The organism is Paracoccus onchidii (genome assembly GCF_028294535.1).
GTDB lineage: Bacteria > Pseudomonadota > Alphaproteobacteria > Rhodobacterales > Rhodobacteraceae > Paracoccus > Paracoccus onchidii.
Genome location: NZ_JAQBIE010000013.1, coordinates 24,230 through 42,381, shown reverse-complemented (window position 1 = coordinate 42,381; position 18,152 = coordinate 24,230). Strand labels below are relative to the sequence as shown.

The window sequence follows — 18,152 nt, the reverse complement described above, 5'->3', positions numbered from 1 at the left end:
GATTTCCCCGTTGCTGATCCAAAGGCCAAACACCGCGGACCGCCTTCTGGTTCCTAGAGAACGTATCGCGACAGGTCGGCCGAGCGTGACAGATCTCCAAGATAGCGCTCGACAAAGGCTGCGTCGACATCGACCTGTTCGCCGCCCTGGTCCGGTGCGTTGAAGGACAGTTCCTCGAAGACCCGCTCGATAACGGTGTAGAGCCGGCGGGCACCGATGTTTTCGACCGTGCCATTCACCTCGGCGGCGATGCGGGCCAAGGCCGAAATGCCGTTCTCGGTAAAGGTGACGGTAACATTTTCCGTGGCCATCAGTGCGGTATACTGGCGCGTCAGGGCGTTATCGGTTTCGGTCAGGATCCGCACGAAGTCATCTTCTGTCAGCGCCCGCAATTCGACCCGGATCGGCAAACGCCCCTGCAGTTCAGGCAACAGATCCGAAGGCTTTGACACGTGGAACGCGCCCGAGGCGATGAACAGGATATGATCCGTCTTCAGGGGGCCGTATTTCGTGCTGACGGTGGTCCCTTCGATCAGGGGAAGCAGGTCGCGCTGCACGCCTTCGCGGCTGACATCGCCGCCGCGTGCATCGGCGCGCGCGCAAACCTTGTCGATTTCATCGATGAACACGATGCCGTTTTCCTGAACCGATTCCAGTGCCGCCGCCTTGACGGTTTCATCGTCCAGCAGCTTGTCGGCCTCTTCCGCGATCAACAGCTCATAGCTTTCCGCCACGGTCACCTTGCGCCGGACGCGCCGCCCGCCAAACGCTTTCATCAGGCCGGACAGATCCATCATTCCACCGACTCCGGCACCCGGTTGACCGGGAATTTCCATGCCGCCCAAGGGGTTGGAATTGTCCTGCAGTTCAAGCTCGATCTCGGTATCGTCCAGTTCGCCGCGCTTGAGCTTGTCGCGGAACATCTGACGGGTGGCGTCCCGCGCGCCTTCACCTGCCAGGGCTTCGATCACGCGTTCCTCGGCGGAATGATGCGCGCGCGACTTGACCTCGTCGCGCATCCGTTCGCGCGTGCCGATGACGGCGGTATCGACCAGATCGCGGATGATCTGTTCGACATCGCGTCCGACATATCCCACCTCGGTGAACTTGGTGGCCTCGACCTTGATGAAGGGGGCATTGGCCAGCTTGGCCAGACGGCGGCTGATCTCGGTCTTGCCGACGCCGGTGGGGCCGATCATCAGGATATTCTTGGGATAGACTTCGTCGCGCAGGTCATCGCCAAGTTGCTTGCGCCGCCAGCGGTTGCGCAGGGCAACGGCAACGGCGCGCTTGGCCTCTTTTTGGCCGATGATGAAACGGTCCAGTTCAGAGACGATTTGGCGCGGGGTCAGGTCGGTCATGATTTGCCTCGGGTGGGGTGACTGTCGTCGGGAAATGCGGCGCAAGCAGGCCGTGGCCTAGCGTTCCAGCATTTCGACGGTCAGGTTGCCATTCGTGTACACGCAGATATCCGCTGCGATAGCCATTGCCTGACGTGTGATTGCTTCTGCATCCAGATCGGATGCCAGCAGTCCACGCGCCGCCGCCAATGCGAAATTGCCGCCCGAGCCGATGGCGGCAACGTCATGTTCGGGTTCCAGAACATCACCCGCACCGGTCACGACATAGACCTGATCGCCATCGGTCACGATCAACATGGCTTCCAGGTTGCGCAGGTATTTGTCGGTACGCCAGTCCTTGGCCAGCTCCACACAGGCGCGTTGCAGCTGTCCGGGGGCGGATTCCAGCTTTTTCTCAAGCCGTTCAAGCAGGGTAAAGGCATCGGCGGTCGATCCCGCAAAGCCGACAACGACATCGCGCCCGCCCGGCGAAAGGCGGCGTACCTTGCGTGCGGTTCCCTTCATCACGGTCTGACCGACGCTGACCTGCCCGTCGCCGGCAACGACCACCTTGCCGTTGCGGCGCACGGCAAGAATCGTGGTGCCGTGCCAGCCAGGAAATGAATCATCCGCCATGAAAAGGATCTCCGTCGTTTGTGCGTTTGGGTTCAGATATGGTCAGGCCCGGCGCTGCGCAACCCGTTCGGCCTGTCGGTCGGAATGCGATTTCGTGATTGCCACGAACTGCCTGCCATGAAAAACGCCGCGGCCCGGCGGGACGCGGCGCATGTGGGACAGCGGGCCGCCGATCAGACGGATTCGTCGATCCAGCTTTTCAGTGCGGCCTTGGGTGCGGCGCCCATGCGGTTCGAGATCACTTCACCGTCCTTGAACATGAACAGCGCGGGGATACCGCGAACGCCCAATGCAGCGGCCTGTTCGGGGTTCTCGTCGACATTGACCTTTACCACTTTCAGTTTACCGGCATATTCATCCGACAGTTCTTCGAGGGCTGGGCCGATCTGTTTGCACGGTCCGCACCATTCGGCCCAGAAATCGACGATGACCGGGGTATCTGCCTTGCGCACTTCGGTATCGAAGTCGGCGTCGTTCACATGCACGGTTGCCATGCTGAAAGCTCCTTGCGATGGCCGGTCGGGTTGCGCCGGCGCGATGAATTCCGACTACAGCTATGAACGCAATCGCGCGGGGTCAAGGGCGGCCAGCACGTCATCCATTGCCGCGTCAGGCATGGTCATCAGCGAACGCGTGGCTGTCCACAGCACCGAAACCCGCAACTGATGGGCGGGATAGATCAGGCGCAGGGCCTCGCGATAGGCGGCCATCTGACGCAGGATTCCGTCGGGTGTGGCCTCGGGGTGATCGGGAACCTGGCTGTTTGATTTGTAGTCGATGGCGTGAACCAGATCGGGCGCCACGACCAGCCGGTCTATCGTTCCATGCAACAAGGGAATTTGCGGCAATGGGGCGGTCAGTTCAACTTCGCGCAGAACCACGGCATCGGGCGGTGGCGTCATCACCTCGGTCAGCTCGGGTGCGGTGATGACCTGCCTTGCCTCGGTCAGCAACCAATCCAGTTCAGCCTGATCGGGAAGCCCGCCTTCGCCCCCCGCCAAGGCCGATCGCGCAAGTTCGGGCCATTCGTCTTGCGGAGTGTCGGGCAGATGTTCCAGCAACAGGTGCAGTCGCGTGCCGCGCAACATCGCGGCGGCAGGGTCGGCATTTTCCACCATCGCGCCGATGACCTTGGCACCGCCAAGGCTGGTGGCGGCCGTTGGCAGGATGCGCTCGGGCGGTGGGGGCGCGGGCAGGTTCGCCCAGTCCGGCAAGGAAACCTTTGGCCGAGGCGGGGTGTCATCCTGCTGCACCGGTTCCGAGGGCCACTCGCCATAGGACAGCCGCAATGCGCTGCCGATGCCGTCGATATCGATCTGACTGCGATGCAGGCCGGTGCGTTCGGGGGCGGCCGCGATCATGCTGTACCAGCTGTCCAGATTGTCACCGGTTTCACCGGCGGCCGCGACAACAAGCCAGCTTTCCGCCCGCGTCATCGCGACATACAGAAGGCGCCTGCGTTCCTGTTCCTGCTTCAGGGCAAGATCGGCGACAGCATCCGCGACGATTTCGGGACGGTCCCCCGAGGCCCCGCGCCAGAATGGCAGATCACCGATCTGAATTGTCCGGGCGCGGGAATCCGGGCGGCGTTTCTTGGTTTCAGGCAGGATGACCACCGGACTTTCCAGTCCCTTCGAGCCATGCACCGTCATGATGCGGATCAGGCCACCCGCGCCGCCGGGAAGCTGGCGCTTGACCTCGACCTCGTCACTGGACAGCCAGACAAGGAACCCGGTCAGAGACGGCGTTTCGACCGTTTCATAGGCCAAGGCCTGTGACAACAGCTCGTCGATGCCGTCCTCTGCCTCGGTTCCCAGCCGTGCCAGCAATGCTGCCCTGCCGCCGTGGCGGATCAGCAATCGCGAAATCAGGTCATAGGGTCGCATGATATCGGTTTGCGACCTTAGATCAGCCAAAACTTCTCGGACTCGATGGTGATCCGAGGATCTGAGCCGTTGATCTAGTAACATTTTGCCGCGCCCTGCGGCCAGGCGAAACAGGTCATCTTCGGTCAGCCCGAACAGCGGTGATCGCAGGGCGGCGGCCAGCGACAGGTCATCTTCGGGCGTTGCCAGAACGGCCAGGGTTGCGGTGATGTCACGCACCGCCAGTTCGGCCGCCAGTTTCAGCCGGTCGGCCCCCGCGACCGGCAGGTTGGCCGCCTTGCATTCGCGCAGCAGATCATCGAACAGACCGGCGCGGCGCTGCACAAGGATCTGGATGTCGCCGGCGGCGATATTGCGCACGCTGTTTGATTTGGCGTCAAAAAATGGCGTTCCGATCATCGATTTGATCTGGGCCGCAATGCTGCGTGCCAGCACCGTGTCGGCGGCATTTTCGGCGGGGGCATCGACAGGGGCCGTCCAGTCGCTGGCCTCGGGTTGTTCGGGTTCCGGCAGGGGGGGCCAGATATCGACGCGACCGGGAAGGTTGTCACGGAAGGCGATGTGCCGGGGTGGTGCGCCCAGACCCTGGGCAGCCTGTTGCTGGAACACCGCGTCAACAAGGGACAGGATCGCCGGAGAAGACCGAAAACTGTGCGCCAGGCCGCGCTGTTGCATGGGGCGTTGGACCGCGTCGAAATCATGGGCGAAACGATCGCGCATTTCCTCGAACACGGCGATATCTGCCCCTTGGAAGGAATAGATCGATTGCTTGGGGTCGCCGACGACAAACAATGTGCGGGGGCGGTCTTGCGCGCCCATCCCGCTGGTAAATTCATCCGTCAGGCTGCGAATGACCCGCCATTGCGCCGGGCTGGTATCCTGGGCCTCATCGACAAGGATATGGTCGATGCCGCCATCCAGTCGCCACAACACCCATTGCGCCATGCTGGATTCACGCAATAGGCGCGCGGTGCGCAGGATCAGGTCATCGAAATCCAGCCACCCATGCGCGGCCTTGCGCTGGGACATGCGTTTGGTGAATTCATGGGCAAAGCGATGCAGGGCAAGGGTTTTCTGTGCCAGCGCCAACCCCAGTGCCAAGGCTCTGGCATCCTGCACCCGCAGCATCAGATCCTCTAGCTCTGACATGAACGGAGCGCAGGCCCCCGTCTGCAGGGCCTTGGTTGGCAGTTTGCCGATCTTGGCCGTATAGGGTGCCTTGGCGGAACCGCCAGTCAGCAAGGCGCCGATCAGGATGTTCAGGTCGGACAGGTCCGGATCGTGCCAGTTGCCCTGCAACAGCTTGCCCGCAAGCCGGGCATCGGTGCTGGAGCCCTTGGCAAAGATCGGGATCAGCGCGTCAAACAGATCACCCTCGGCCCCATCAAAGACCTGACCCAGCAAGGCATCGCCATCCAGACCTGCGGGCAGGGACAGCGCGGACCAGATCCGATCGGGATCCGGCGGCGATGCAAAATCAGCGGATGACAACCCGGCCAGAAACCCGTCAAGATTGTCCCCGCCATGCAGCGATGTCAGGTCGCGCATCGCGGGATCGTTGTCCTCGGCCATTTCCTCGACAATCTCGGCGCGCAGGGTGCGGGCGCTGCGATCATCCATCTCGGCAAAGCCCATCGGCACCCCGGCCTCCAGCGGAAAGCGGCGCAGCAGGGCGGCGCAAAAGCTGTGGATCGTTTGCACCTTCAGGCCACCCGGCGTTTCGATGGCGCGTGCGAACAGGCGGCGTGCTTCGGACAGGTCGGGGGCCTGAACCTCGCCCAGATCCGTCAGGGCAGCACGCAGGCTGTCTTCGGGCAGCATTGCCCATTCGCCCAGCCGCTTCAGCAGGCGGTTCTGCATTTCGGTCGCGGCGGCCTTGGTATAGGTCAGGCACAGAATGCGTTCGGGCGGGCTGCCGGCCAACAACAGGCGCGCGACCCGATCGGTCAGCACGCGCGTCTTGCCCGAGCCGGCATTGGCCGTCAGCCATGTCGAACGCGCCGGATCCGCGGCCGCGATCTGGTTCAGTGTCGCATCATTCGTCATCGCCGACCTTTTCCGGTATGGCGGGATCGGCCAGAGACCATTCGCCCAGACGGGCCAGATGATCATAATCGCCCGCATAGCTGGTTTTCGTGGGGGCCCGCATTGATGTGAAGCCCGCTTCGCCGCGAAGATAGGCCGCGATCAGGCGCAGGAACCCTTCCCAGTTTTCGGTTTCGAACTGAAAGCTGTAGCTGCGTTCGTGGGTTTTGCCATCGCCGCCCAGCTGGATATAGCGAATTCCGGCGACATCCACGGGGCCAAGATCGCTAAAGCCGCCACGCCGCGCCATTGCCGCCTCGAGGATCAATTGCTTGTCGAAATGTTCGATCTGGGCATCGGTGGGCGGTGTGCCTGATTTATAGTCATAGATCATCGCCTGACCGTCATTTTGCAGATCGATCCGATCGGGTTTGGCCGTCAGTTTGAAATCCATTGCCGGTGTGGTCACCGCGCCGCGCGCCTCGACGATATGGGGCTGACCCTGCGCCAAGCGTTCGATTTCGTCACTGACGATCTGATCGGCGATGCGCGCGATGCGGGCCTGCCAGAACGCCCGCGCCGACGGCCATGGAACGTCCTGTTCCAGAACGCGGGCGGTGATATCCAGAAAATCGCCCTTCAGCTTATCCGGCGGGGTTTCGGCTGTGGGCTTTGATTTCAACAGCTCTTCGACGATGCGATGCAGGGTCTGACCCCGCAATGCGGGATCCGGTTCGGGGCGCAACGGGTTCAGGGGCCGCAGCTTCAGCACCCGTTTGGCATAGACCGCATATGGGTCACGGATCAGCAAGGAAATATCGGTGACCGGCAATTCGTCGAATGGCGGCGCCGGCGGGATCGGGGACGGGCGCAGCGCGGGGGCAACACCGTGATCCGGTCGCGCCAGCCGTTCGGCCATGGCCAGCCAGTGCTTGCCCTTTTCGCGCATTTGCCCCAGGGCTTCGGGACCGTGGCGTTCGGGAAGGCCCGCCATGAGGTTGGTCAACCGGTTCAGCCAGCGGGACGGGATGGTTTCGGCCTCGGCATTGCGTTTCGCGCGGGTCAGGATCACCTGTTTCGCGCCGATGGCCTGCTGAAAATCATGCGCGGCCAAGCCGATAAGGCGTTCCGGCAGGGTCAGTCCTGCCTGACCTCGCATCTGCCGCGACAACCATGGATCAGGGGTCAGCGCCCGGGGCCAGCCGCCTTCGTTCAGGCCCGACAGGATGACCAGATCATCGCTGAGGATTCGGGCTTCGCGCGGGCCGCGTATTTTCAGCAACGGGTGATAATCGGCCTCGGTCCGGTCGGACAGTTCCTGCATTTCGCCAAGCAGCAGTGTCGCGAAGTCGCCCGGGCCCAGATCCGGTCCGGTTGCCGCATGTTCGCGCAGATGTTCCAGGCAGCTGCGGGCCAGCTGGCCGGGCTTTCTCCTCCACAGTTCCGAGGCTTCGTGATCGCCATCGGGACCCGCCGCCAGATCCCGTGCGATAAGGACCAGATCGGCAAGGCGGTCGGAAATGGGGCGGGGACAGGTGTCGTGCTCATGGGATTTTATGCGGCTGATGATCGCGGCGACCCATCCGGCCCAGATCTTGCGGGTCTCGTCACCCTTGTCACCCCAGTCAAGGAGGGTGTCGGCGGTCGGAAAGCTGGGCCCTTTGGCGCGCAACCGCAGTTCCAGATCACGGGCCTGCTTGCGGGCATCCCGGCTGTCAATTCGATCTGATCCGGTGGCTGTCAGCGGATGTTTCAGCAGGATCAGCAGGCGATCGATGGTCAGCGGCTGCCCGAACAGTTCCGCGATCTGGCGCAGGAACAGGCCCGGCGCCGTCAAGGGCAGGGGGCGGCCGGCACTGTCATCGGGGCGCAATTGCCAACGATCCAGAGCCGCATTTACCCGTCGGATCAATCCGCTATCTGCGGCAATCAGGGTGACGGGCTGTTGTCGCTGTGCTGCGTCGCGCATGACCAGCGCAATCGCCTCGGCCTCTTGTCCGGGTTGATCGGCCTCGATCAAGGTCACGTCGCGTGTTGCGTCAAGCAGATCGGGCAGATGCGGACCCTCTGCGATCCACTGATCCGTGACCGGTGCTGGCCGCAGCGCCAAGGATACCAGCGCATTGCGATCAGGGGCAGGGGCCGGTTGCGCGGACCAGGCACGGGGCATCCCCAGCGATTGAACAAGCGGTGCATAGCGAGCCTGAGGGTGATCGTCGGCACCGCTGAGGATGCCTTGCCAGACCGAAGCGGGCTGATCGTGGTCGAAACCGGGCAGCACGACCGCGCCATTGGGCAATGCCGCCACGGCCTGCATGAACATGCGCGTCGCACCGTGAGATCCGGTCGAACCCGCCACGATGATCGGATCGGCGGGCAGGTTGTGCCCGTCACCCCATTCCGAGACAAGCTGTTCGGCGATTGCACGCTGGCGCGAAGCGCGGTCAAGGGGATCGCCCCGCAGGAAGAAGCCGGATGCAATGCGCAGGAACTCCAGTGCATTCTGCCAGTGGCGGGCATGATCGCCGGTATCGATCTGTTCCAGCGCCTCGGGGCCGCAACCTTCGGTTTGCATCTCGGTCATCAGATCGGTCAGTGACCGCGCAAGCGCCGGCACCGAATGCCCGGCCGCCAGATCAGGACGTCTGGCCAGAAATCCCGAGATCAGCTTTGCCAGCTCAAGGCGGCGCGCCAGCGGTGCCGACAGCGGACCGGCGTTCCTGGCCGAGCCGGCGCCGAGATCGGTCACGACACGCAGTTGCGGCAACAGCAATGGCCCGCGCTGATCGAAGGCTTGCTTCATCGCCGTCAGAGTGCGGCCGGAATTCGCATAGATGGTAATGCGGGCGATGTCTTCAGGTTTGTGCCCGGCCAGACGGTCCAGAAGCCCGGCGACAAATTCATTCGCGAAATCGACGCCGGGCGGCAACGCGAAGAGGCCGTTTTCCCACCTAGTCATCGGCCAGCATCGCCTCGGCCTGGGTTATGGCGTCGGGGCGGCCGACATCACACCAGCCGCCATCATGGATCAGGCCAAAGGCCGTTCCATCCGCGATCATCAGATCCCATAACCGGTTCAGTGAAAATACCTTGTCCGGGATCTCGGTAAGTCTTTCGGTTCGGATGATCTGTGCACCGGCATAGACGAAATCGCCCTTGCGGCTGATCCGCCCGTCGCAATCCATATCGAAATCGCCCCCACCGACCCGCGCGGTCGCCCGTTCCAGCGGGACCAATGCCAAAAGCGCCTCCATCCTGTCGTCCCATGCGTTTGCAAGTGCAGCCAGCGGATTGCGACCCGTCCAGACAACGTCGGGGTTCAGTGTCGCAACCGGACCTGTGCCCAACATGGGAAGGGCGGCGCGCAGCCCCCCTCCGGTATCCAGCAGAAGATCGTTTTCCTCGCTGATCGCGACATCCGTTCCGTCAAGATGTGCGGCAATCTGTCCGGGCAGATAGTGGCTGTTGACGGCGATGGGGTGCAATCCCGCCTGACGACCCAGCTTCAGGGCGCGATCCAGCAAGGTCTGTTGTGCAACCTTGATCAGCGGCTTGGGACAGGTATTTGTCAGCGGGCGCATGCGCGTGCCCAATCCTGCCGCGAAAATCATCAGGGGCGGGCGCATTTTCTGCGGATCCTTTCAATCGTATCTGAATCGGGTGCGGGCAGCCCTTTGACCAGCTGCGCAAGCGAGGTCAGGGCGGGGTGTGACAGATCGCGCCACAGGTTGTCCCAGACCCGCGGCATGAATTGCAGGTATCTGGATTTGCCATCGCGCAGGCAGAGCCTTGCGAAGATTCCCATGATCCGCAGATTGCGCTGGGCGCCGAGCAAGGCATAGGCCGCCCGAAAGCGATCGTCGTCCAGACCGGTCGCATCCAGATAGCGGGCGATGGCGGATGTTTCGATTTTCCGGGGCACATCACGGCGGGCATCCTGCAGGGCCGATACCAGATCATAGGCCGGATGCGTGGCGACAGCGTCCTGAAAATCGATCAGGCCAAGGGGGGCATCACCACGCCAGATCAGGTTCTCGGCGTGAAAATCCCTCAGCGACAAGACAGGCGGCAGGTCCGCGGCCCATTTTGCATGCAGGGCTGCGACGGTTTCGCCGATCTGCGTTGCGGGGTCCGGATCGCTGTCGGTTGCCTGCGGATACCATTGGGCGAACATCCCGACCTGCTGTGCCAGCATCGCGCCATCCAGAGCCGGAACAAATCCGGGTGGTTCGTGACGGTGCAGTTCGATCAGGAAATCCGTGATGCGATCATAGATCTGTGGCGTCAGCTGCGGTTTTTCCACAAGAACCCGTGCGACCAGATCATCGCCAAGATCCTCGACCAGCAACAGCCCGGCAGGCAGGTCGCGATGCAACATCGTCGGGGCTTTGAAGCCGCGCTCTGTCAACCATTGCGATATCGCGCAGAATGCTTCGCTGCTGCCACCGGGGTCGTCCATCAGAACGGCGTCGCCCCGGGCAGAGAGCAACCGGAAAAACCGTCGCGCCGAGGCATCGGCCGCAAGGGGGCGGATATCGTCCCCGATCCTGCCGGCCTCTACCAGAAAGCGCGCGCATCGGGCCAGGCGGTCAAGGCCCTCGCCGATCATCGTGATTCGGCGCAGATCCGGATCGTCCAGTGTTTCAAAGGCCAGAGTCCAGGCACCCGGGGGCAGCATATCCAGCCTGTCGGGCCATTCGATCAGGCAAATGGCATTGTCCTGTGCCTCTTCCAGGCCCAGCTCGTCCAGCTCGGACGGGTCGGTCAGACGGTACAGATCCGCATGCCAGATTTCGGTTCCCGAAGGATCGTCATAGGTCTGGACCAGCGTGAAGGTCGGGCTGGGGACATCTTCGGCCTGATCGCCCTGTCGCGCACGGATGAAGCTGCGTGCGAAATGGGTCTTGCCCGCGCCGACCGGTCCGTCCAGCAGGATGGTCCGCCCGGGCCCTGCGGCCGCGGCAAGCAGGCGCGCCAGCAGGACCACGGTGTGTTCGTCGGCGATCAGGCAGTTCGATGTCATGGCTTGGTTCTATCCCGTTGCTGGCCGCGTGCAAATGACCTGTAGGCCAGGACCTGCTAGATTGGAAAGAACCGGAGGAAAAGTTTGATGAACAGATATGTTGCGATACTGCTATGGGTGCTGGGCGCACCATGCGCGATGGCACAGGATCACGCGCTGCCCACATTGTTTGATGTCACTGGCGTGGCCAGTGACGATGTGCTGAACATTCGCGCGCAGCCCGACGCGTCCGCCCCGATACTGGAGAGTTTGCCCCCCGATGCCACGGCGATCGAAATCACCGCCGAGCGCGATGGCTGGGGACGGCTGAATGTTGGTGAAACCGTTGGTTGGGTGTCCCTGCGCTATCTGGTCGATCAACCGCAGGTCTGGCAGGCGGGGCGCTTGCCAGACGGTTTTTCATGCTTTGGAACAGAGCCGTTCTGGGCGCTGACCGTCAGGGATGGCCATCTGACATTGCAACAACCCGGAGAGGAAGGGCAATCCTATCCGGTGCAGGATGTGCTGGATCGCGGTTTCGCGCAGGATCGGTTGCGCGCGGTTCTGGCCGACGGAGCAAGCGTGATCGCAACGCCGCAACAATGTTCCGACGGCATGTCCGACCGACTATATGCCCTGCGTGCAAGCGTCATCCTTTCGGCGTCGCCGCCGCGGTTGCTGGACGGATGCTGCTCCGTCCAGCCCTAGGGGTCAATCGTTCAGGCCCAGGACGTCGGACATGTCGTATTCGCCCGGACCCTTGTCCTGCCCCCAAAGTGCGGCACGTATCGCCCCGCGGGCGAAGATCGCGCGGTCGGTTGCCAGGTGGCGCAGCACAAGGCGTTCGCCATCGGCCGCGAAAATGACATCATGTTCCCCGACCACATCGCCGCCGCGGATGGCGGAAAACCCGATGCTGCCTTCGGGGCGGGCACCGGTGATTCCCTCGCGTGCGGCGGTGCGCAGATCGTCCAGCCTTGCGCCCCGGCCTTCGGCGGCGGCTTCGCCCAGCATCAATGCGGTGCCCGAAGGTGCATCGACCTTGTGGCGATGATGGCTTTCGACCACCTCGATATCCCAATCCTCGCCCAACGCGGCGGCGACCTTGCGCGTCAGCCCGACAAGCAGGTTGACCCCAAGGCTCATGTTTCCGGCGCGGATGATCGGGGCGTGGCGCGCAGCAGCTGATAGCCGGGCCAGATCCCCGGCCTCCATTCCGGTTGTGCCGATCACATGGACGGCACGGGCCTGTGCGGTCAGTTCCGCAAATGCGACGGTTGCTGCGGGCGAGGTGAAATCGATCACTGCCTGGGCGCGGGCAATCGTTTCCACGGCATCATCGCTGACGACGATGCCGACCGGCGCGCCGCCCATGGCTTCGCCTATATCGCGACCAACCCAATCATGACCGCTGCGTTCCAGAACGCCGACCAGCCGGGCCTGCGTGCTTTCCAGCAGCAATCGAATCAGCATCTGACCCATTCTGCCGGACCCGCCGGTTACCACGATGCCGGGCAAACCAGCGCTTCCTGTCTGTTCTGTATCACTCATGCGTCACCCCCAGTGCTTTCCTGCGTCATATCCCGTTGCGGTGCGGCTCGCGACCCCCTACATCGGTGTCATGGCACAGAACCGTTTCTCTACTGGTCAAGGTCCCTCACAGCGGCAGTTGCGCGTGGGCGAACTTATCCGCCGCACCTTGTCCGACGTGCTTTTGCGCGGCGATGTGCATGATCCTGAACTCAACCGTCATTCGATCACGGTCGGTGAGGTGCGTGCTTCGCCCGACCTCAAGGTGGCGACGGCCTATGTTCTGCCCCTGGGTGGGCATGATGCCGAAGAAGCGTTGCAGGCCCTGCGCCGCAACGCCGCTGAATTGCGTCATCTGGTCGCAAAGGGCCTGACGCTGAAATATGCGCCCCAGTTGCGGTTCCAGCTGGACGAGACCTTTGACCGGCTTGACGACACCCGCCGCATGTTCGCCGAAGAGCGTGTGCGCCGTGACATTGAAAACCCCGATGACGATGATCGCGATGATGCTTGAATTGCAGCGCCAGCTTGGCGTTGCAATCGGTGCTGTGTTCGCGATGGCGTTGCCAGCGTCCTCAGAGGGGTGCGGGCGTCTTGAACATGACGGGCAGGGTTATGTCGTTTGCGAGGTGCGCGCCGATCAAGAGCCGCGTCTTCGGCTGTGGCAGAACGGCGCCGATGGGCAACCACTGAAAAATTTCAGCAATGTGCGCAAGACGCTGGCACCTGACGAGTCACTGGGCTTCGCGATGAATGCCGGGATGTTTCATCCCGATTATCGGCCCGTCGGCCTGCTGGTTGTCGATGGCGAGACGCTTTCCGATATCAATCTGGCTGCAGGACGCGGCAATTTCGGCATGTTGCCGAATGGGGTGTTCTGTACGGGCGGCGAAAGGCCGTTTCAGGTCACTGAAAGCCGCAACTTTGCAACGCGCCGGCCAGAATGCCGCCTGGCCACGCAATCGGGACCGATGCTGGTCATCGATGGTGATCTGCATCCGCGCTTCCTGATCGATTCAGACAGCCGCTACATTCGCAATGGGGTCGGGGTCTCGGATGATGGAGATACCGCTTGGTTCGCCATTTCCGACCGGCCGGTGACATTCCACGAATTCGGACGCCTGTTTCGCGACGGTCTGGGTGTGCGCAACGCGCTTTATCTGGACGGATCGATCTCGCGGCTGTTTGCACCGGCGGTGAACCGTGCCGATTTCGGTCGCGCAATGGGGCCGATCATCGGGTTGGTCGACAGCAACAGTTGACGGCCATGGCCCTTGGCGCTATGCCCCGCGGCTTCGCATTTGCAGAGGGTTTCATGGGACGCAAGAAGGGTCGCGATATCAATGGCTGGCTGATTGTGGACAAGCCGGCGGGCATTACGTCGACATCCGTCGTGAACAAGGTCCGATGGGCGCTTGATGCCAAGAAGGCCGGGCATGCCGGCACCCTTGACCCGGATGCGACGGGCGTGCTGGCCGTGGCGCTTGGCGAAGCGACCAAGACGGTTGCCACGATTACCGATGCGTTCAAATGCTATGATTTCACGATAGATTGGGGGGCGGAAACCTCGACGGACGATGCTTCTGGCGAAGTGCTGCGCCAAACGGATACGCGGCCCGCGCGCCAGGACATCGAAGCCGCGCTGAAAGAGTTCCTGGGCGAGATCATGCAGGTCCCGCCGCAGTTCTCGGCGGTGAAGGTCGACGGTGCACGCGCCTATGATCTGGCCCGAGAGGGCGAAGAACTGGAATTGGCCGCGCGACCGCTATGGGTTGAAAGCCTGGATCTTCTGGATGCGGATGACCGTTCCGCCAGACTTGAAATGGTGTGCGGCAAAGGTGGCTATGTGCGGGCCATTGCGCGTGATCTTGGGCGCAAGCTTGGCTGCCTGGGGCATGTTCGGACGTTGCGCAGAACCTGGTCTGGCCCCTTCGATGTCGAAGATGGCGTGAATTTCGAGGATGTCGACCGCGAACGGCAAGACTTCCTCGAAGGCAGGCTCTTGCCCCTGGAAACCGCCCTGGCAGACCTGCCGATGTTGCGTGCGACGCCGGATGGCGCGCGACGCATTCGCAACGGAAACCCCGGCGAGGTGACCGGTGGTGCGGAATGGGGCGAGCTGGTCTGGGTTTCGGATGCCGGGGGTCCGGTTTGCATCGGCCGCTATCAGGGTGGCACGGTCCAGCCGGAACGGGTGTTCAACCTCTAGAACGACGCCCCGGACCCATGATCCTTGATGGCGCAGTTATCGTGGGTGACAGGGGCGCCGGATACCCAGAAACGGCCCGTCGCCGGCGGCATCGATCCGGGCAATGGCATCCTTGATGGGTTCGCGGATCACCGCCATCTTCCACGCTGTCGCGTGGATCATCACGTCCGCCGAAATCGCCATTGCGACATGACCCGGCCAGAACAGCAGATCGCCGCGCTGAATTTCCGAAACCTCGGGGAAGCAGTCGCGTTGCAGATCGCTGTCGCCGGGGCACGGCATGGCACAGGCAGTCAGCGCGGCCTGAACCAGACCGGAACAATCGATACCCCAGTCGCTGTTCCCGCCCCAGAGATAGGGCGTGCCAAGCAGCGATTCTGCGACAAGGACCGGGTCGGTCTGCGGCGTGTCATGAATATGCTGGACCGGAACGAACCCCCCGGTTGCGAGGGCCGCGAAACCACCTTCCGTCCCCGTCACCGCAAGCCGGGCTCCTATGGACAGGGCATGAAGCTGGTGTTGTTTCAGGTCTGCTGCTGGATAGACATGGGTCGCCGGAGCAATCACACGATGGGTGATCGCCGGACGTTCGGCGGTCAGCGCCGCCGCAAGCAGCCAGCCGCAATAACCATCAAGCGCGGTTTGAACAAAACACCAGTCGTCGCTTTCATCGATGACGGTTACATCCGCGCCGAAATTCACCTGTCGATCACGCCGCCCATTGGGCATATTCATCAGATCGGCCAAGGGCACGGCCACGCGCATCGGCGTGCCGGCGGTGTATTGCGGTCGCTCCAGAATGCCGCGCAGGCTGTCCAGGGCGATGCGGTCCGTGGCGGGGGTGATGCGGCGGTCAACGCTCATGGCAGCATATCCGGCAGGGCGGTGAGGATGGCGCGAGGGCCCTGGCCGATGCCGCCCTTCGGGCGTGCGGGGGCGGCTGCGGGCTGCCAGCCATAGATGTCCAGATGGATATATCGCTGTGCCTTGCCGGCGAAGCGGCGCAGGAACAGGGCCGCGGTGATCGAACCTGCCATGCCACCTGCCGGGGCGTTGTCCAGATCGGCGATCTGCGGTTCGATCCTGCCTTCATAGGCCGGCCAGAACGGCATGCGCCACAACGGGTCCCGTGCCGTTTTCGCCGCCTTGGCCAAGGCAAGCGCAGTTGCGTCATCATCACAGTAAAAGGGTGGTATATCGGGGCCAAGGGCCACCCGCGCCGCGCCGGTCAGGGTCGCAAGCGAAATCATCAGATCGGGCGATTCTTCGCAGGCCAAGGCCATGGCATCGGCCAGCACAAGCCGCCCTTCGGCGTCGGTATTATTGACCTCGACCGTCAGTCCAAGGCGGCTGGTCAGCACGTCGCCGGGGCGAAATGCATTTCCGGCAATGCTGTTTTCGACAGCCGGAATCAGCACCCTGACGCGCTTGCCCTTCGCAGCACCGGTTTCCGCCAGCATTTTCAACAGGCCCAACGCATTGGCGGCGCCACCCATGTCCTTTTTCATCAATCCCATTGACGAGGGGGGCTTGATATCCAGCCCTCCGGTGTCAAAGCAGACACCCTTGCCGACAATCGTCAGCATTGGCCCGCTGTCACCAAGGCGGATGTCGATCAGGCGCGGCGCATCCTGTGCCGCGCGGCCGACGGCATGGATCAATGGCAGGTTTTCATGCAGCAGGTCATCGCCGCGCGTGACCGTGATGGATGCGCCAAGGCTGTTTGCCAGATCAGTGGCCGCAGCCTCCAGCTGGGATGGGTCCATGTCGTTGGCGGGTGTATTGATCAGGTCGCGGATCAGGAACTCCGCAGCGGCGAAGCTTTCGATACGGGCTGCATCCACGCCATCGGGTGCGACCAGTTCCGGGCCATCGGCGGGTTGACCCTTGTAGCGGGTAAAGCGGTATTGACCCAACAGCCAGGCCAGCGCCGCTTCTTCGGGGTTCAGCCCATCCGGCATTGCCGCGATGCGCCAGGTGCCGGCCGGCAATTTGCGGGCGCGCGCGAAGGCAAATCGTTCGCGTTCAGCCAGTTCTGGGTCGCCAAGCCCAAACAGCGCGCCGACAATTGCCCCGGACCCGTCCGGCAACAGGCAGATCTGGCCGGCATCGCCCCTGAAACCGCAGGCTTCGGGCCATGCCGGGTTGCCGATTTCCTTTGGCAGCGCATCGCCCTTCCACAGGGGCCAGATTGGCAGGGCATCATCGGAAGCGGGCGCAAATCTGGGTGTCATGGCTGGTTCCTTCGCTGTTCATCGCGCAGACTACTACCTGCACAACTGCCCGCAAGCCCCCGCTGGCCCTAGCCGCTTTCACTGCGATCCCAGATCGCGGTCAACGAGCGATTGCCAACGCGTTTCAGGCGCGCACGCACCGCAGCCAAGGCCCAAAGGTCGCGCCGCTCGGCGCAAGTGCCAAGATCCATGGCCACCCCGGCAAGGGACAGAAGCCCGATTTGCCATGCCAGTCGCGACAAGCGGTCGGCATGGGCGACGGTCTGCGCCAGGTCGTCTGCATCAAGCGCGGCCTCGGTCGCCTGCAGGGCAAGCGCAAGCTGTTCCAGGGCGATCCCGATCACATTCTCGGCGGCGGTTTCGCCCAGCTCGCTGACGATGTCGCCAACCCTTCTCGAGTCGACCTTGACGGGTTCCGTCATTGCCAGCGGCATGATTTGCGCCATCGATTATCTCCTGCAACTGTTGCTGTTCGCGTGTTCAGGCAACATGGGCAAAAGCCGTGAACAAAGCCTTGAGCGTTGCGCAAGAAACCGCTCGAATTTTCATCAATCTTCCCATATCAAGCAACCAAACTGCGCGAGGTAGCTATGCATAACGTACGTCCTTTGCCCCAATATCTGGTCGGACGCTTTCACGGATGGAAAGCCACAGCCTATTCCGACAACAGCGCTTGGTATCGTCACCTTGCCGATGAAGGGCAGCATCCACGAGCCATGGTGATTTCATGTTGCGATTCGCGCGTGCATGTCACCGGCATTTTCGGGGCGGATACCGGTGAGTTCTTCATCCACCGCAACATTGCCAATCTGGTGCCGCCTTATGCGCCGGACGGACAGCAGCACGGCACATCGGCTGCGGTGGAATATGCAGTGACGGCGCTGAAGATCTCGCATCTGATCGTGGTCGGGCACACGAATTGTGGCGGCGTTGCCGGCTGTCATGCCATGTGTTCGGGACACGCCCCCGACCTGGAAGAGAAATCCAGTTTTGTCGGGCGCTGGATGGATATCCTGCGTCCCGGTTACGAACGCATCAAGGATTTGCCGGAAGATCAGCAGATCAGGGCGTTGGAGCGCGAGGCCGTAATGGTGTCGATCGAAAACCTGTCGACTTTCCCCTTTGTCAAAGAGGCTGTCGACGCGGGCAAGCTGTCGCTGCATGGTTTGCTGCACGACATCCGCGAGGGATCGCTGTGGCAGGCCGAAGATGCCGGCAAACGCTGGACCGAGTTGTGATCAGGCCATAACGTTATCTGGGCCAAGGAAAACGGGCGGCGAAGGTTTCACC

The 18,152-nt window shown here is 62.6% G+C and carries 16 protein-coding genes; 5 read left to right on the top strand and 11 right to left on the bottom strand.

The genetic code is table 11. From position 1 onward, the window contains the following. Window positions 1–53 precede the first annotated feature (53 nt). The 7 genes from hslU to tsaE all read right to left on the bottom strand — a co-directional run bounded on the left by hslU (window position 54) and on the right by tsaE (window position 10,910). Complete coding sequence (gene hslU / locus PAF17_RS11485) at window positions 54–1,361, bottom strand: ATP-dependent protease ATPase subunit HslU (protein ID WP_271889239.1); 1,308 nt, start codon at window positions 1,359–1,361, stop codon at window positions 54–56. A 57-nt stretch (window positions 1,362–1,418) separates the two neighbouring features. Then, on the bottom strand, window positions 1,419–1,976 hold the full coding sequence (gene hslV, locus PAF17_RS11480) for an ATP-dependent protease subunit HslV (protein WP_271889238.1): 558 nt from the start codon (window positions 1,974–1,976) through the stop codon (window positions 1,419–1,421). Between the two features lie 173 nt (window positions 1,977–2,149). After that, a complete protein-coding gene (gene trxA / locus PAF17_RS11475) occupies window positions 2,150–2,470 on the bottom strand; it encodes a thioredoxin (protein WP_271889237.1) in 321 nt (106 codons plus the stop codon). A gap of 60 nt (window positions 2,471–2,530) precedes the next feature. Continuing rightward, window positions 2,531–5,908 (bottom strand): double-strand break repair helicase AddA, encoded by a 3,378-nt coding sequence (gene addA / locus PAF17_RS11470; RefSeq protein WP_271889236.1) that lies wholly within the window; start codon window positions 5,906–5,908, stop codon window positions 2,531–2,533. Beyond that, entirely contained in the window at window positions 5,898–8,846 is a 2,949-nt protein-coding gene (gene addB, locus PAF17_RS11465) for a double-strand break repair protein AddB (protein WP_271889235.1), read from the bottom strand. The genes addA and addB overlap by 11 nt, the downstream gene beginning before the upstream one ends. Next, complete coding sequence (locus PAF17_RS11460) at window positions 8,839–9,513, bottom strand: nucleotidyltransferase family protein (RefSeq protein WP_271889234.1); 675 nt, start codon at window positions 9,511–9,513, stop codon at window positions 8,839–8,841. Before PAF17_RS11460 ends, addB begins: the two co-directional genes overlap by 8 nt. After that, window positions 9,498–10,910, bottom strand: coding sequence for a tRNA (adenosine(37)-N6)-threonylcarbamoyltransferase complex ATPase subunit type 1 TsaE (tsaE, locus tag PAF17_RS11455; protein ID WP_271889233.1), 1,413 nt, complete (start codon window positions 10,908–10,910; stop codon window positions 9,498–9,500). Before tsaE ends, PAF17_RS11460 begins: the two co-directional genes overlap by 16 nt. An 87-nt stretch (window positions 10,911–10,997) precedes the next feature. Between tsaE and PAF17_RS11450 the strand changes: the two genes are divergently transcribed. Then, complete coding sequence (locus PAF17_RS11450) at window positions 10,998–11,597, top strand: COG3650 family protein (protein WP_271889232.1); 600 nt, start codon at window positions 10,998–11,000, stop codon at window positions 11,595–11,597. A gap of 3 nt (window positions 11,598–11,600) precedes the next feature. Here PAF17_RS11450 and dapB read toward each other — a convergent pair whose 3' ends face one another. Further along, window positions 11,601–12,440, bottom strand: coding sequence for a 4-hydroxy-tetrahydrodipicolinate reductase (gene dapB / locus PAF17_RS11445; RefSeq protein ID WP_271889231.1), 840 nt, complete (start codon window positions 12,438–12,440; stop codon window positions 11,601–11,603). A gap of 70 nt (window positions 12,441–12,510) precedes the next feature. On the opposite strand from dapB, the gene rbfA reads away from it, so the two are divergent. From rbfA to truB, 3 genes are read left to right on the top strand one after another with little or no spacing between them, the layout of a single operon-like run. Next, window positions 12,511–12,933, top strand: coding sequence for a 30S ribosome-binding factor RbfA (gene rbfA, locus PAF17_RS11440; RefSeq protein WP_271889309.1), 423 nt, complete (start codon window positions 12,511–12,513; stop codon window positions 12,931–12,933). After that, on the top strand, window positions 12,923–13,681 hold the full coding sequence (locus tag PAF17_RS11435; protein ID WP_271889308.1) for a phosphodiester glycosidase family protein: 759 nt from the start codon (window positions 12,923–12,925) through the stop codon (window positions 13,679–13,681). The genes rbfA and PAF17_RS11435 overlap by 11 nt, the downstream gene beginning before the upstream one ends. Before the next feature lie 53 nt (window positions 13,682–13,734). Then, the gene (gene truB / locus PAF17_RS11430; RefSeq protein WP_271889230.1) at window positions 13,735–14,628 is read left to right on the top strand and encodes a tRNA pseudouridine(55) synthase TruB; all 894 of its coding nucleotides are present in this window, start codon (window positions 13,735–13,737) and stop codon (window positions 14,626–14,628) included. Between the two features lie 36 nt (window positions 14,629–14,664). On the opposite strand, the gene PAF17_RS11425 is transcribed toward truB, so the two are convergent. From PAF17_RS11425 to PAF17_RS11415, 3 genes are all read right to left on the bottom strand, one after another. After that, entirely contained in the window at window positions 14,665–15,492 is an 828-nt protein-coding gene (locus PAF17_RS11425) for a C40 family peptidase (protein WP_271889229.1), read from the bottom strand. After that, on the bottom strand, window positions 15,489–16,862 hold the full coding sequence (locus PAF17_RS11420; protein WP_271889228.1) for a leucyl aminopeptidase family protein: 1,374 nt from the start codon (window positions 16,860–16,862) through the stop codon (window positions 15,489–15,491). Before PAF17_RS11420 ends, PAF17_RS11425 begins: the two co-directional genes overlap by 4 nt. Window positions 16,863–16,930: 68 nt before the next feature. Next, window positions 16,931–17,308, bottom strand: coding sequence for a hypothetical protein (locus PAF17_RS11415; protein WP_271889227.1), 378 nt, complete (start codon window positions 17,306–17,308; stop codon window positions 16,931–16,933). A 144-nt stretch (window positions 17,309–17,452) separates the two neighbouring features. Here PAF17_RS11415 and PAF17_RS11410 point away from each other — a divergent pair, with 144 nt between their 5' ends. Next, window positions 17,453–18,100: a carbonic anhydrase gene (locus PAF17_RS11410; RefSeq protein WP_271889226.1), complete on the top strand. Its 648-nt coding sequence runs from the start codon at window positions 17,453–17,455 to the stop codon at window positions 18,098–18,100. Window positions 18,101–18,152: the final 52 nt, after the last annotated feature.